The organism is Pseudoalteromonas sp. 2CM39R, from assembly GCF_023161845.1.
In genome coordinates this window covers 72,821-87,104 of record NZ_JALNTM010000015.1, presented here as the reverse complement: position 1 = coordinate 87,104, position 14,284 = coordinate 72,821, and the positions used below count along the sequence as shown (strand labels likewise).

Annotated in this window: 10 protein-coding genes and 1 tRNA gene; 7 read left to right on the top strand and 4 right to left on the bottom strand. The window is 42.4% G+C overall.

All coding sequences use genetic code 11. The features are described 5' to 3' along the window. Positions 1 to 63: 63 nt before the first annotated feature. Positions 64 to 1,341, top strand: a complete 1,278-nt coding sequence (locus MTF66_RS27410; protein ID WP_248529252.1) for an outer membrane protein transport protein — start codon at positions 64 to 66, stop codon at positions 1,339 to 1,341. 110 nt (positions 1,342 to 1,451) lie between these two features. On the opposite strand, the gene MTF66_RS27405 is transcribed toward MTF66_RS27410, so the two are convergent. The 3 genes from MTF66_RS27405 to pepA form a co-directional block, all read right to left on the bottom strand. Continuing rightward, a complete protein-coding gene (locus tag MTF66_RS27405) occupies positions 1,452 to 4,307 on the bottom strand; it encodes a valine--tRNA ligase (RefSeq protein ID WP_248529251.1) in 2,856 nt (951 codons plus the stop codon). Positions 4,308 to 4,330: 23 nt separating this feature from the next. After that, the gene (locus MTF66_RS27400) at positions 4,331 to 4,777 is read right to left on the bottom strand and encodes a DNA polymerase III subunit chi (RefSeq protein WP_248529250.1); all 447 of its coding nucleotides are present in this window, start codon (positions 4,775 to 4,777) and stop codon (positions 4,331 to 4,333) included. Positions 4,778 to 4,903: 126 nt separating this feature from the next. Further along, positions 4,904 to 6,418, bottom strand: a complete 1,515-nt coding sequence (pepA, locus tag MTF66_RS27395; RefSeq protein ID WP_248529249.1) for a leucyl aminopeptidase — start codon at positions 6,416 to 6,418, stop codon at positions 4,904 to 4,906. Between the two features lie 322 nt (positions 6,419 to 6,740). Here pepA and lptF point away from each other — a divergent pair, with 322 nt between their 5' ends. Both lptF and lptG read left to right on the top strand, forming a co-directional pair. Continuing rightward, positions 6,741 to 7,853: an LPS export ABC transporter permease LptF gene (lptF, locus tag MTF66_RS27390; RefSeq protein ID WP_248529248.1), complete on the top strand. Its 1,113-nt coding sequence runs from the start codon at positions 6,741 to 6,743 to the stop codon at positions 7,851 to 7,853. After that, positions 7,850 to 8,917, top strand: a complete 1,068-nt coding sequence (gene lptG / locus MTF66_RS27385; RefSeq protein WP_054562714.1) for an LPS export ABC transporter permease LptG — start codon at positions 7,850 to 7,852, stop codon at positions 8,915 to 8,917. The genes lptF and lptG overlap by 4 nt, the downstream gene beginning before the upstream one ends. Before the next feature lie 66 nt (positions 8,918 to 8,983). Here lptG and MTF66_RS27380 read toward each other — a convergent pair whose 3' ends face one another. Then, positions 8,984 to 9,484 (bottom strand): RDD family protein, encoded by a 501-nt coding sequence (locus MTF66_RS27380; RefSeq protein ID WP_248529247.1) that lies wholly within the window; start codon positions 9,482 to 9,484, stop codon positions 8,984 to 8,986. A 141-nt stretch (positions 9,485 to 9,625) separates the two neighbouring features. Between MTF66_RS27380 and MTF66_RS27375 the strand changes: the two genes are divergently transcribed. The 4 genes from MTF66_RS27375 (at position 9,626) to MTF66_RS27360 (ending at position 14,273) form a co-directional block, all read left to right on the top strand. Next, a complete protein-coding gene (locus MTF66_RS27375) occupies positions 9,626 to 11,278 on the top strand; it encodes an acyl-CoA dehydrogenase family protein (protein WP_248529246.1) in 1,653 nt (550 codons plus the stop codon). Positions 11,279 to 11,454: 176 nt separating this feature from the next. Further along, positions 11,455 to 11,539 (top strand) — tRNA-Leu (locus tag MTF66_RS27370). Positions 11,540 to 11,574: 35 nt separating this feature from the next. After that, positions 11,575 to 11,781 (top strand): hypothetical protein, encoded by a 207-nt coding sequence (locus tag MTF66_RS27365; RefSeq protein WP_248529245.1) that lies wholly within the window; start codon positions 11,575 to 11,577, stop codon positions 11,779 to 11,781. A 320-nt stretch (positions 11,782 to 12,101) separates the two neighbouring features. Further along, entirely contained in the window at positions 12,102 to 14,273 is a 2,172-nt protein-coding gene (locus MTF66_RS27360) for a GGDEF domain-containing phosphodiesterase (RefSeq protein ID WP_248529244.1), read from the top strand. Positions 14,274 to 14,284: the final 11 nt, after the last annotated feature.

Here is a 14,284-nt window from a genome sequence, read left to right as displayed (position 1 = left end):
ACTAATAGGTTGCCCTCATTGTTGGATTAGCTTTCGCACAAGTTTGCAAGAGGACACAGATTTATGAAGTTCACTAAAACACTAATTGCAGCATCACTTGCTGTTGTTTCTGCTGACAGCTTCGCTGCAGCTTTCCAATTAGCAGAGCAAAACGTTTCAGGTTTAGGTCGCGCATACGCTGGTGAAGCAGCTGTTGCAGATGACGCATCAGTTGTTGCTCGTAACCCTGCACTTATGTCTTTATTCAAAGACAAGCAAATCTCAGTAGCAGGTATTGCTGTAATTCCAGATGTAAGCTTAAAAGGCGAAAGTGCTGCATACGGCTTAGATGAAAGCTCTATCGATGACGATAGCATTGCACCATCTGCATTTATCCCTGCAGGTTATTTCACAATGCCTTTAAACGATAAAGTGTCTTTAGGCTTTGGTGCTTTTTCAAACTTCGGTCTTTCAACTGAGTTTAAAGATGACTACGCGGCAGGCTCTATTGCTGGTGAAACTGAAATCGTAACAGTTAACATGAATGCTAGCGCTTCATATAAAATCAACGAACAGTTCAGCTTAGGTCTTGGTTTAAACTATGTTTATGCTGATGCAAAAGTTGTTCGTAATGCAGGTACTAACCCATTTGGTTTACCAGCTAGCACGCAAATTGCTCACCTTGAAGGTGACGACTACGGCTTTGGTTGGAACATTGGTGCGATGTATCAGTTAGACGAAAACAACCGTTTTGGTTTTAACTACCGCAGTGAAACAGATATCGACTTTGAAGGCGAGTACTCAAACCAACTTCCAGCTGCAGTTGGCGGTTTAGCGGGCACAGTAGTACCGGGTGAGTTAAAACTGACTTTACCAGCAATTGCTGAATTTTCTGGTTCACATCAACTTGATAAGAAGCTAGGCGTACACTACAGCATCTTATGGACTGGTTGGGATAGCTTCCAAAAATTAGAAGCTTATACACCAAGCCTTGAAACGCCTGTATTCTCTAAAGAAGAGAACTTCTCAGATTCAATGCGTTACTCTATCGGTACTGACTACCAGTACAGCGATGCACTTTTACTTCGTGCAGGTATTGCATACGATGAGTCACCAGCAGACCAATCACACCTTTCAATCTCTATCCCTGATACAGATCGTTTCTGGTTCTCGTTTGGTGGTAACTACGCATTTAGCGAAAACTCAAATGTTGACTTAGGTGTAAGTATTCTTCGTGGTAAAACACAAAACTTCTCTGAAAAAGACAGCCTAGCTGCTTCTTTAGGCCAAGATGTTTCATGGGAATATGAATCAAAAGGTCACGCAGTATTAGTTGGTGCTCAGTACAACTACAAATTTTAATTGTGACGCGACGTAAAGTCGCTGCTACAGAGCGTTAAAAAGCCGCGCTATAACAATGTTATAGCGCGGCTTTTTTGTAAGCGCGAATAAATCGCGCTTTATATATGCTGTTATAGACTTTCGATTTTCGCTTTTTGCGCTAATAGTTTGTCTTTCGCATCTGTAAACTCAGCCAGCTTAGCATGCTCTTTAGCAAGCACAGCTTCTGGCGCGTTATTTACGAACTTCTCGTTAGCTAATTTGTTATTAACTTGAGCTAAGCCTTTCTCTGCTTTTTCAAGCTGCTTCGCGATACGAGCTAGTTCAGCTTCAACATCGATTAGGCCAGCCATTGGGATCATGATCTCAAGGTTACCAACATACGATGTTGCACACGCAGGTGCTTCGTCTTTGTTATCAAGAAGCGTGAATTCTTCAAGCTTAGCAAGAGACGCTAAGAATGCTTCGTTATCTGTTAAGCGACGCTTGTCTTCGTCAGACGCATTAGCAAGCAATACCGATAATGGTTTGCTTGGGCTGATATCCATTTCACCACGGATGTTACGAATAGCAAGAATGAATTGTTTAACCCACTCTAGGTCGTCCATCGCTTGGCTATCAACATTTGCTTCATTGTAAACAGGGAAACCTTGAACCATGATGCTAGTGCCCGCAGTTTCGATACCTGCAAGTGGTGCCACGCGTTGCCAAATCGTTTCTGTGATGTAAGGCATTAACGGGTGCATTAAGCGAAGTAGGCTTTCTAATACTGTGATTAAGGTATGACGAGTACCACGTTGCTGTGCTTCGTTACCTTTAAACAATACAGGTTTAGTAAGCTCTAGGTACCAGTCACAGAATTGGTTCCAAGTGAACTCATAAATGGTGTTTGCTGCTAGGTCAAAACGGTAGTTTTCTAGATGCTCAGTATAGGTTTTAACAGTTGCTTCAAACTGGCCTAAAATCCAACGATCAGCGAGTGAGTACTGTTTTTCAGCATCGGTAGCGAAGCCACAGTCTTGCTCTTCTGTATTCATCAATACGTAACGGCTTGCGTTCCATAGTTTGTTACAGAAGTTACGGTAACCTTCAAGGCGGTTCATATCCCAGTTGATATCACGGCCCGTTGAAGCCATTGCAGCAAGGGTGAAACGCAGTGCGTCTGTACCGTGTGCTTCAATACCGTTTTCGAAAGTTTTACGAGTGTTCTTCTCAATCTTCTTCGCTAGTTGTGGCTGCATCATGTTACCAGTGCGCTTTTCAACTAGGCTTTCAAGGTCGATACCGTCAATCATGTCGATAGGATCAAGTACGTTACCTTTCGATTTAGACATCTTATCGCCGTTTTCATCGCGGATAAGGCCAGTTACGTAAACGGTTTTAAATGGTACTTGTGGCTTGCCGTCTTCATCTTTGATGAAGTGCATGGTCATCATGATCATACGAGCAACCCAGAAGAAGATGATATCGAAACCTGTTACCAATACGTCAGACGGGTGGAACGTTTTTAAATCATCAGTGTTTGCCGGCCAGCCTTGCGTTGAGAAAGTCCAAAGCGCAGATGAGAACCAGGTATCTAAAACGTCTTCGTCTTGTTTAAGTGCAACATCATCAGCAAGGTTGTTATCACGGCGTACTTCAGCTTCGTCACGACCAACGTAAACGTTGCCTTCGTTGTCGTACCAAGCTGGGATGCGGTGACCCCACCAAAGCTGACGTGAAATACACCAGTCTTGTACGTCGTTCATCCACGAGAAGTACATGTTCTCGTATTGTTGAGGTACAAATTGAATGTCGCCATTTTTAACTGCTTCTTTTGCAGGCTCTGCAAGTGGTGCTACGCGCACGTACCACTGATCTGTAAGAAGAGGCTCAATCACTACGCCAGAACGGTCACCGTAAGGTACAGTTAGGCTGTGATCTTCAATTTTTTCTAATAGACCAAGTTCTTCAAATTCGCTCACAATCGCTTTACGTGCATCAAAGCGGTCAAGGCCATGTAGGCGCTCAGGAATTGGCGCATCTAATTCAAGCTCTTTACCGTCGAATGTGTAGCTTTCGCCTTCGCTTAATACCGCTGCATCTTTATTGAAGATGTTGATCATTGGTAGTTGGTGACGTTTACCTACTTCGTTATCGTTAAAGTCGTGGGCAGGCGTGATTTTCACACAACCTGTGCCTTTTTCCATGTCTGCATGTTCATCGGCAACAATTGGAATACGACGGTTTACGATTGGCAGTAAAATTTCTTTACCGATCAGATCTTGGTAACGCTCATCATCAGGGTTAACAGCAACACCTGAATCACCTAGCATTGTTTCAGGACGTGTTGTCGCAACAATGATGTAGTCTTTACCATCTTTGGTTTTTACGCCATCAGCAAGTGGGTAACGTAGGTTCCACATGTGACCTTGTTTGTCTTTGTTTTCAACTTCAAGATCAGAAATAGCAGTGTGTAGTTTAGGATCCCAGTTAACTAGGCGCTTACCACGGTAGATTAAATCTTCTTTGTGAAGACGTACGAATACTTCTTTAACGGCTTCAGAAAGGCCTTCGTCCATAGTGAAACGCTCACGGTCCCAATCTACAGAAGCGCCTAAACGACGTAATTGTTTAGTGATCGTGCCACCAGAGTGGTTTTTCCACTCCCAGATTTTATCGATAAATGCTTCACGGCCAAGGTCGTGACGTGTTTTACCTTCTTCAGCAGCAAGCTTACGCTCAACAAGCATTTGCGTTGCGATACCTGCGTGGTCAGTACCTACTTGCCATAAAGTGTTGTTGCCTTGCATACGCTTTAAACGCGTTAGCGTATCCATGATGGTATCTTGGAACGCGTGGCCCATGTGTAAGCTACCCGTGACGTTTGGTGGCGGGATCATAATTGAGTATGCGTCACCTTGGCCAGACGGTTTAAAGTAGCCATTTTCTTCCCAGTCTTGGTATAAAGACTGTTCAATATCTTGCGGATTATAGGTTTTATCCATTACACAGAACCTTAAATAAATGCTTAAATGTCAATTTCTTGCGTTGCAATATGGGCGCCCAGTTGGCGAAGCTTTTTAAACCGCTCACGGGCGGCTTGTTTAGCATTTGGCTCAACGGGTACGAAATCATAAACCTGCTGAAAACGGCGAATAAAATCCGGTAGGTGTTCAGCTAAGTTGATTAATATTTTTCTGTTGCCGACAGGTGGAGTCATACCAATTTCAACCGGAGCGCCACCTTTAGGGCCTTCACCTTGTAAGTTGTGAGGTACAAAACTATCTGGTTCAAAAGACCAAATGATGTCGTCAATTGTGTGGGCCGTGTCGGTGTTATCAGCGTAAATAAATACGCGATGACCTAGACGATACTGATCCGCAGCAATTTTAGCTGCCAGATCGAAAACAGCGCCAGCCGTATGGTGGGCACTATCATCTTGTTTTAGAACGTAAAATTGTGCGTTCATATTCATAGTGACTTTCGTCCCCACAGATACACAGATCAAAGCAGGGATTTTGACATAGAACGCGAATTGCTTCAATTAATAAGGCGCCATTTGGCGCCTTATTTAGGGTTAGTTTTAAGCCTGCAATAAGGCTTAATCGTGACTTGCTTCACTCACGCCTGCGCGGTTTAGCAAATACTGAGTTAACATAGGCACCGGACGACCAGTTGCACCTTTGTTTTTACCGCCGCTACGCCATGCTGTACCTGCTACATCTAAATGCGCCCAATTGTATTTTTTGGTGAATTTAGATAAGAAGCATGCCGCTGTAATCGTACCTGCAGCACGGCCACCTAAGTTGGTGAAATCAGCGAATGGGCTTTCAAGTTGCTCTTGATAGTCATCCCAAAGAGGTAACTGCCATGCGCGGTCGCCACTTTGCTCAGACGCTTTTAGTAGGTCATGGGCAAGTGGGTTGTGGTTTGATAGCAAACCTGTGGCATGTGAACCCAGCGCGATAATACACGCACCTGTCAGTGTTGCGACGTCGACAACAGTATCTGGTTCAAAGCGCTCAACATAAGTGAGTGCATCACACAGTACTAAACGGCCTTCAGCGTCGGTATTTAACACTTCAACTGTTTGACCTGACATGGTTGTTAAGATATCACCCGGGCGATAAGCGTTTGAGCCTGGCATGTTTTCACAACCTGCTAAAACACCGACAACGTTAATCGGTAATTGCATTTGCACTAAAGCGCGCATAGTACCAATAACACCTGCTGCACCACCCATGTCGTATTTCATTTCATCCATGGCTTCGCCTGGCTTGATTGAAATACCACCTGAGTCAAAGGTTAAGCCTTTACCCACTAACACGATTGGCGCTTGGTCTTTGTCGCCACCTTGATAGTTGATCACCGACATAACTGATTCATTAGCACTACCACGGCCAACCGCTAGGTATGAATTCATGCCCAGCTCTGCCATTTTTTCTTCGCCAATAATATCAACGCTTACATTATCGAAGTTATCAGCAATTTCTTGTGCTTGCTCACCTAAATAAGCGGGGTTACAGATATTTGGCGGCATGTTAGCAACGTCTTTACATAGCTTGCTACCTGCAGCAATGGCTAAGCCATGCTCAATTGCACTTTCGCCAATGGTTAACTCGCGACGCGTTGGTACGTTGAAAACAATTTTACGTAGTGGGCGACGTGGGTCGCTCTTTTTGCTTTTCAGTTGATTGAAGGTATACAAGCAGTCTTGAGTTGTTTCAACTGCTTGGCGTACTTTCCAATAAGTGTCACGGCTTTTAACGTGTTGCTCAGTTAAAAAGCATACCGCTTCCATCGAACCGGTTTCGTTTAGCGTGTTAATCGTTTTTGAGATGATTTGTTTATATTGTTTGTCATCAAGCTCACGCTCTTTACCACAACCTACTAGTAGTACACGCTCGCTCAGTACATTAGGTACATGATGCAATAGTAATACTTGGCCTGGTTTACCTTCAAGGTCACCACGGCGTAGTAAGTTTGAGATATAACCGTCACTGATTTTATCTAATTGTTCACCAATGGGGGATAAACGACGTGGCTCATAAACGCCTACTACAATACATGCGCTACGTTGCTTTTCTGGACTACCACTTTTTACGCTAAATTCCATTGTTACTCCTGATATTGAGTCGTATAACCTTAGTTTATAAGGGTAAGAAATTCTTTTTCGAGTCCTTTCTTACATTTTTTAGTTTAATAGTACTAATCTTAGTACATAAACTATGACTCTATTTATGTGTTTTTGAACTTTATCTTAATGTGAATATCAATATCACATAATAGACGCCATCTGCACCATTTATGCAAGATTATATGTTCTTGCTAGGTATGATATTTAACTTTGATGGCATATAATAAAGTGAGTAAAATAACTAGTTTACTCAAAATTCCTTACTATTCCAGTGAAACTCGATGTTTAACAGGGGCGAGCATTGCTAATTTTTCGTTATTTGACCACTGAAGTCTTCAAGTCGCAGGTCGCCGTATTTTTAACTTTGATGACTATTTTTGTGTCTCAAAAGTTTGTTGTTATTTTAGGAGACGCCTCTGAAGGGGGTCTTCCAGCTAAACTTGTGCTTTCGATGATTGCACTAAAACTTCCTCAACTTGCTTCACTTATCTTACCTTTGAGTATCTTCTTAGGGATTATTTTGGCTTACAGTCGCATTTATGCTGACAGCGAAATGACTGTTTTCAAAGCCTGTGGTGTTAGTGAGTGGTATGTGGTTCGTGTCACGCTTATCTCAAGTACTGCGATGGCTATTTTAGCTGGTGCGCTTACTCTTTATGTTGCGCCATGGGCCAGTGAGCAAGAATATCAATTAAAAGAGCAAGCCAAAGCTGATGCAGGCTTATCGGCATTACGTGCAGGGCGTTTTCAGCAAACGGGTAATGAGAAAGCCGTAGTCTTCATTCACAACATCGAAAATAGCGGTAAAGAGCTACACAAGGTATTTGTTGCGCAGTTACCAGACCGTGAAAAAGGTGACTTAGCCCGTTTAGTATATGCAGAGCGTGGTGTGGTGATTGAGCAAGATAACGGTGAGCAGCAACTTGTTCTTAACGATGGTAAGCGCTATGAAACAGATGGCGAGTCTGCTGCGTTAAACCTAACAGAGTTCGATGGTTACAGTGTGCAAATTCAAGATCAAGAAATAGAGCATCAGCGTCGTAAGTTAGAAGCTATACCAACGTTTGATTTATTCAAAATGAAATCCTCTGAAGCTATTGCACAGTGGCAGTGGCGTTTAGCTATTCCGCTTTCAATTCCATTATTAACTTTACTCGCAGTGCCTTTGAGTGTGGTGAACCCGCGCCAAGGTAAATTCGCTAAATTAGTGCCTGCAATCAGCTTGTATTTAGGGTACTTCATTTTATTGAATGCAGCTAAGTTTGCTGTTGAAGATGGTAAAATTCCGCCTTCAATTGGTTTGTGGTGGATCCATTTATCAGCCTTGTTTATTGGTGGTTTCTTGATTATTAAAGGTCGTCCGCTCGGCGCATGGTTAAAGGCAGTTGTGACTAAGCGGGAGTTAAGCGCATGATGAAAACACTCGACTGGTATTTAGGTCGCAGCATAATTCAAACCACCGGTTTTGCTTTAATGGTGCTGGTAGGTATTAGTACCCTCATTAAGTTTATTGAGCAGTTAAAATCAGTTGGCCGTGGTAGCTATGATATTGCAACTGCGCTGATTTACACCTTATACAGCATGCCGGGTGATTTAGTTATCTTCTTCCCAATGGCAGCCTTGATTGGTGGCTTAACAGGTTTAGGTGCATTGGCCTCAAACAGTGAGCTGGTCGTTATGCAAGCGGCGGGTATGTCACGCCTGCAAATTATTGCATCAGTCATGAAAACCGCGATGTTTATGGCAATTTGTATGATGGCGCTAGGTGAATGGGGTGCCCCAGAAGCACAGCTCAAAGCAAAAGAAATACGTAACCAAGCGATTTATGGTGGTGATGTATTTAATGCTAAGCAAGGTGTGTGGGCGAAAGATGGTAGCAACTTTATTAATATTGAAGATGTCGATCAGCAAGGCACTTTACGTGGCGTGCATATGTATCACTTTGATAAATCGTTGCAACTTACTCAAATTACCAAGGCAGAAGAGGCAATAAACCGTAAAGATGGTTGGTTACTTCGTGATGTAAATAAAGTCATGATCACGCCAGAGCAGATCAGTACTGAGCAGCACAAAGAAGAGTTTTACGACTCGCAACTGACTGCCGAAAAATTAGGAGTGGTGTCGGTTAAGCCCGAAGCGCTGTCGTTTACTGGGCTTTGGTCATATTTAGGTTATTTGCAGCAAAATGAGCAAGACACCAGCACTTATGAGTTAGCGCTATGGCGTAAGATCATGCAGCCTGTATCTATTGCCGTTATGTTGTTAGTTGCTTTATCGTTTATATTCGGCCCGCTTCGCACAGTAACCATGGGCGCACGTATCATCATGGGTGTTATAACCGGTATTACTTTCCACTTAACTAATGAGATATTTGGTCCTGTGGTGATGGTTTACCAAATTCCAGCTGTGGTTGGTGCTGTGTTACCAAGCCTACTGTTTATAGGGTTTGCAACTTACCTATTGAATAAACGAGTGTAATGCTCGTTTAAAAAGCACAAAAAAAGCGTGGTTTGAGCCACGCTTTTTTTGTGCTTGATGTGTTGCTTAATCAAGTGAGCGATAAATACGTTTATTTTCTTCTTTGGTGAGGGTGATTACTTCTGTTTTTGCGATGTAATCTTGCAAGGCACGCTTATTTTTAAAATCGACCAACACCACTAAATTACCTAAGCCTAATAGTGCAGTAATTGCTCTGATAGCACCTTGATGCCAGCTAATTAAATGACCATCGAGAGTTTGCACCTTCAAACGCCATGCGCGCATACCAATTGTTTGGCCGCTCTTAGCCCAAAAATAGCTAAAGAAACTAACACTCACTATCACCAATAACACACTGCGAATGCCATAAAGTAGTGGCGAGTTTTGAATGAAAGCAGATACATCTTCAGCATCACCAATACTTAGTAAGTCTAAAGAAATTAGCCCTTGAACAGCTAATAAATACAGTACGGTTGTCAGCATCGCAAAGGCAATGATAACCAAGGTATCGTAAATTAAAGAGGCAAAGCGGCGCCAGAAACCGGCACGTGGAAACTCAGCTGACATAAACAATCTCATCCAATTAAATTGCGCAGTAGTTTAGCAAAGTCCTTCGCAAACAAGAAATACTTAACGGCCGTTTAGCAAGTCGACAAACAGGTCTGACCTGCTATAGTTGAGAAAATAATAAAAAATGAGCACACAATTATGGCCGTTTCTCAAAGCGAAACTCACCAAGTATTTAATCAACCCAAACCACTTGAAAACTACAACACCTATGAGGCCGACACGGTACTTCAATATTGGCAAAATCGTTTTGCTGGGCAATGGGGAACTGCGCATTTAACGGCGTTTGGGGAGCAAGTGGGTGGTGCATTACTGCAAGCAGGATTCTTAGCAAACAAACACTTACCCGAATTAACCACTCACAGCCGATTTGGCGAACGCATAGACCAAGTTGATTATCACCCAAGTTACCATCAGCTAATGCAGCATGCTATAGAGCAAGGGCACTGCGCATTGCCTTGGCAGCAAAAGAAAGCCGGTAGCCATGTTGTAAGAGCCGTTATGGCGGTGCTGCACAATCATGCTGATCCGGGCTCAGGTTGCCCATTAACCATGACGTTTGCTAGTGTACCTGCCATTGCTAGCCAAGAAAATGTAGCGGCTATGTGGCTACCTAAAATACTGGCAAATCATTACGATTCTGACAATAAGCCTTGGACAGAGAAAAAAGGTGTCACCATAGGTATGGCGATGACCGAAAAACAAGGCGGCTCTGATGTTCGGGCGAACACCACCAAAGCAGACGCCATCAATGAAAGTGGTGCAGGGCAATTATATGCTTTAACCGGCCACAAATGGTTTTGCTCAGCGCCCATGAGCGACGCCTTTTTAGTACTCGCTAATACCGATGAAAAGCAATTATCTTGCTTTTTAGTGCCACGCTGGCTCGAAACTGGCGAGAAAAATGCCATGTATATTCAGCGCTTAAAAAGTAAATTGGGGAATCAATCAAATGCGAGCTCTGAAATTGAACTCAGAGATGCACATGGTTGGTTACTTGGCGAGCCTGGGCGAGGCATTGCCACTATTATTCAAATGGTCGCTTTAACTCGTTATGACTGCATGTTGGGTTCAAGCTCGCTGATGTTACAAGCAGTAAAAGAAGCAACTTGGCATACAGCTGGGCGTAGTGTGTTTGGTAAAAACTTGCATCAACAGCCACTCATGCTCAATGTACTCGCTGATTTAGCTATCGAGGCAGAAGCTGCACTTGCCATTTCAATGCGTATTGCCCATGCCCTTGATAACCAAGATGATAGCAATGAAGTGGCATTAATACGCAGCGCCACAGCAATTGGTAAATATTGGATTTGTAAGCGGGCAGTGCAGCACACTTATGAGGCTATGGAATGTATTGGTGGCGTGGGTTATGTACAAGACAACATTACCAGCCGGCTTTATAAAGAAGCGCCGGTTAACTCCATCTGGGAAGGCTCTGGTAATGTGCAATGCCTTGATCTTTTACGCGTGTTTAGTCGTGAGCCTGAATCACTTAAGGTGCTTATAAATGAGTTTGAAAAAGCGCGCAGTTTGCACCCCGATTTTGCGATAAAGCTCGATGAACTTAAAGAGGTGCTCACAGATACCGCAAACCTCGAAATGCATGCTCGACGCATAATTGAAAAGCTTGCGCTGCTTTGGCAAGCAGCAACACTATTACAATTTGGTGAGCCACTTATTGCCGATGCGTTTGTAAAAAGTCGTTTAAGTGGCGCAGAGTTTAGTCAGTACGGCTGCCTGAGTCATGATATCGATTGTCAGGCGATTGTTTCGCGAATGATGCCAAAACTCTAAAGTTAACAACTTGTTTAATTATTGTGCGGTTGATCAGTGGCGCCGCACAAAACGCTTGCTGCCTTACCCATTCTTTGTATAATGCTTGGCATAGAGACAAAAGCAGTTAAAAAAGCTTTTGCTCTAAAGTGGTTTTTCTTTATCTTCTCGTGTTTAGAAGGTTAAAGAAAAATGAAGCCAGTATGATGGAATTGGTAGACATGACGGATTCAAAATCCGTTGCCTTCGGGCGTGGCGGTTCAAGTCCGCCTACTGGTACCACTTTTGAACCCTAGCCAATTGGTTAGGGTTTTTTTATGCCTGAAAAAGCTATCAGCAGTCAGTTTTTAGCCGAGCGGTGCGGTTATTGGGTTTTTGCAACCACCCTTAGCAATTTAATTCGTAAAAGCATTGTAGAAGGTGTTGTAGGAGGTAGTTTACTGCCGAACCAAGAATGCCGAACCAGCAATGCTGAAAAATATAATTCATGGCTAAAGCCATTCCTACGGGTACATTTTGCCTAGAGCCTAGAGCCTAGAGCCTAGAGCCTAGAGCCTAGAGCCTAGAGTCTAGAGCCTAAAGCCTATCACCCAGAGCCTAGAACTCAAATCTAAGTACCAACTTCAACTCTATTAAAGCACTTTTGTTCTATTTCTAAGCGGTCAAGTTCAAACTATGCTTAATCTACAAATAACCCTGGAAAAAGTGTGTTTATTTGGTTGGAAATTAATCATTTAAGACTAGAGTACGATGGTGTTTGAATACATCTTATAATACAATTTGTGGTCTTAAGTATAAGTGAAGTCAATCACTTAGTGCACATTATCGGGTAAGGTAGCTTAGCGTGGGTACATACGACTTAAAGCGTATTGTTGAAAGTATTTCAAATCTTAAAAGTGAGAACTTTTATAATGCAATATGCCTGTCTTTATCAGAAGTGCTTGGTGCTTCTCATGTTTTTTTAGCTCAAGTCGATGAGTCAACTTTGCATGCAACGACTATAGCTTTGTGTGCGCATGATGAAATTGTTGAAAACATCAGCTACGATATCCGCTGTACGCCTTGTAACGATGTCAGCTGTGGCAGTATCTCTAGTTTCAGCTCGGATGTTCAGCAGTTATTCCCAGATGATCAGATGCTCGTTGATATGGGTATCGAAGCCTATGTGGGTGTGCCTTTACAAAGTATATCGGGTAAAACCGATACCATTCTTGTCGCGCTATTTCAGCATGAAATTAATGATGCGATGCAAATTGAGTCTTTTTTCTCGTTATTTACTGGTCTTATCCAGCGTGAAATCGAAAAAGACCGTTTTATTGCTAAATTAGATTTTGCAAACCAATTGATTGAGCAAAGCCACGAAGCAATTTTTATTTGCGACCACAATGTGCATATTACTTACGCGAATACCGCATTTACGAAAATGACGGGCTATTCGTTGGATGAAGTCTTAGGGCAAAATCCAAAGATTTTAAGCTCAAATAAGTATGATCCGCATTTTTATAAAGTAATGTGGCACCAAATCAATACTGAGGGTAAGTGGTCTGGTGAAATCACTAATAAAACCAAACAAGGTAAGTTGTATACGCAATTTTTATCGATAACCAAAATGCAAAATAATGATGAAGATTGCTATGTGGCGTTTATTTTGGATATCACCGAGAAAAAAGAAGCTGAGCAGAAAATCTATTTTCATGCAAACCACGATCAACTCACGGGTTTAACCAATCGTTTTTACTTTAAAGAGTACTTATGCCAATTGCTATCATCTTTGTCGTATCAAGATGATGAGAATACTAACTTAGCCGTGATCTACTTTGATGTTGATAAGTTTCAAGATATCAACACAGTTTACGGCTTAACCTTTGGCGATAAGGTTTTATGTGAGCTTTCAGAGCGACTAAATAGCAGTTTTAAAGAGTCTGCTTTTTCGCGTATCGATGGTGATAGTTTTGCCATTTTACAAACTTATCAGCATGTCAGTGAACTTGAACATGTTTGTAAACAAATTACCGCGTTACTTGTTGAGCCCGTTTCTATTGGCGGCATTAGTCAGCAGGTGTCAGTTACGCTGGGCATTAGTCGATTTGAGCAAACTAGCGCTGTTAGTTCACAAGAAAAAATTGAAAAAATAGCTCGCCGCTTAATACGCCAAGCAGAGCTTGCTACCTTGAATGCAAAACAAACAGGCGATGAGTACCTGTTTTTCTGTAAAGAAATGGATAACAAGGTCAAAAAACATAACCAGTTGGTTGAGCAGCTTACACAAGCCGTGAAGAGCAACGAAATTGATGTGTATTTTCAACCTATTATTGATATTGAAAATAACACGGTCGCTAAATTCGAAAGTTTAGTGCGATGGAACAACCAAGGGCAATGGGTATCACCAGCCGAGTTTATTCCGCTTGCAGAAGAGTCGCGGGTGATTATTCCTCTCGGTGAGCTTGTGTTGATTAAAACCTGTCAGCAAATAAAAGCGTTAGAAGCACAAGGTTATGAAAACTTTGTTTTTAACGTAAACCGTTCTTTATTTGAATTTACTGAGTTTAATCCTGAACGTAATGCATGGCTTGAGATTATTAAAGGACAAGGGGTTAAGCCATCACAAATTTCATTTGAATTAACCGAAAGTGTTTTAGCGCCAGAAAATACGAACCATCTCGATGTGTTAAAGCAGTTGAAGCAAGCTGGGTGTTTAATTTCGCTAGATGATTTTGGTACGGGTTATTCATCTCTTAGCTACTTGCGCCGTTTTCCGGTCGATGTACTTAAACTTGATAAGTCATTTATTGATGAAGTACATGTTGATTTAGGCGACGAAGCGTTGGTGAAATCGATTATTCAAATGAGTCGTGTATTGGGTATTAAAGTCGTTGCAGAAGGGGTTGAAGAGCGCGAGCAATTGGCTGTACTAACCGAAGCAGGTTGTGATTATATCCAAGGATATTACTTTTCTAAGCCATTGCCTGCAAATGATGTAGTGCCATTTTTAACGCAATTCTCTCGAGAGCAGTAGTTAATTACGGT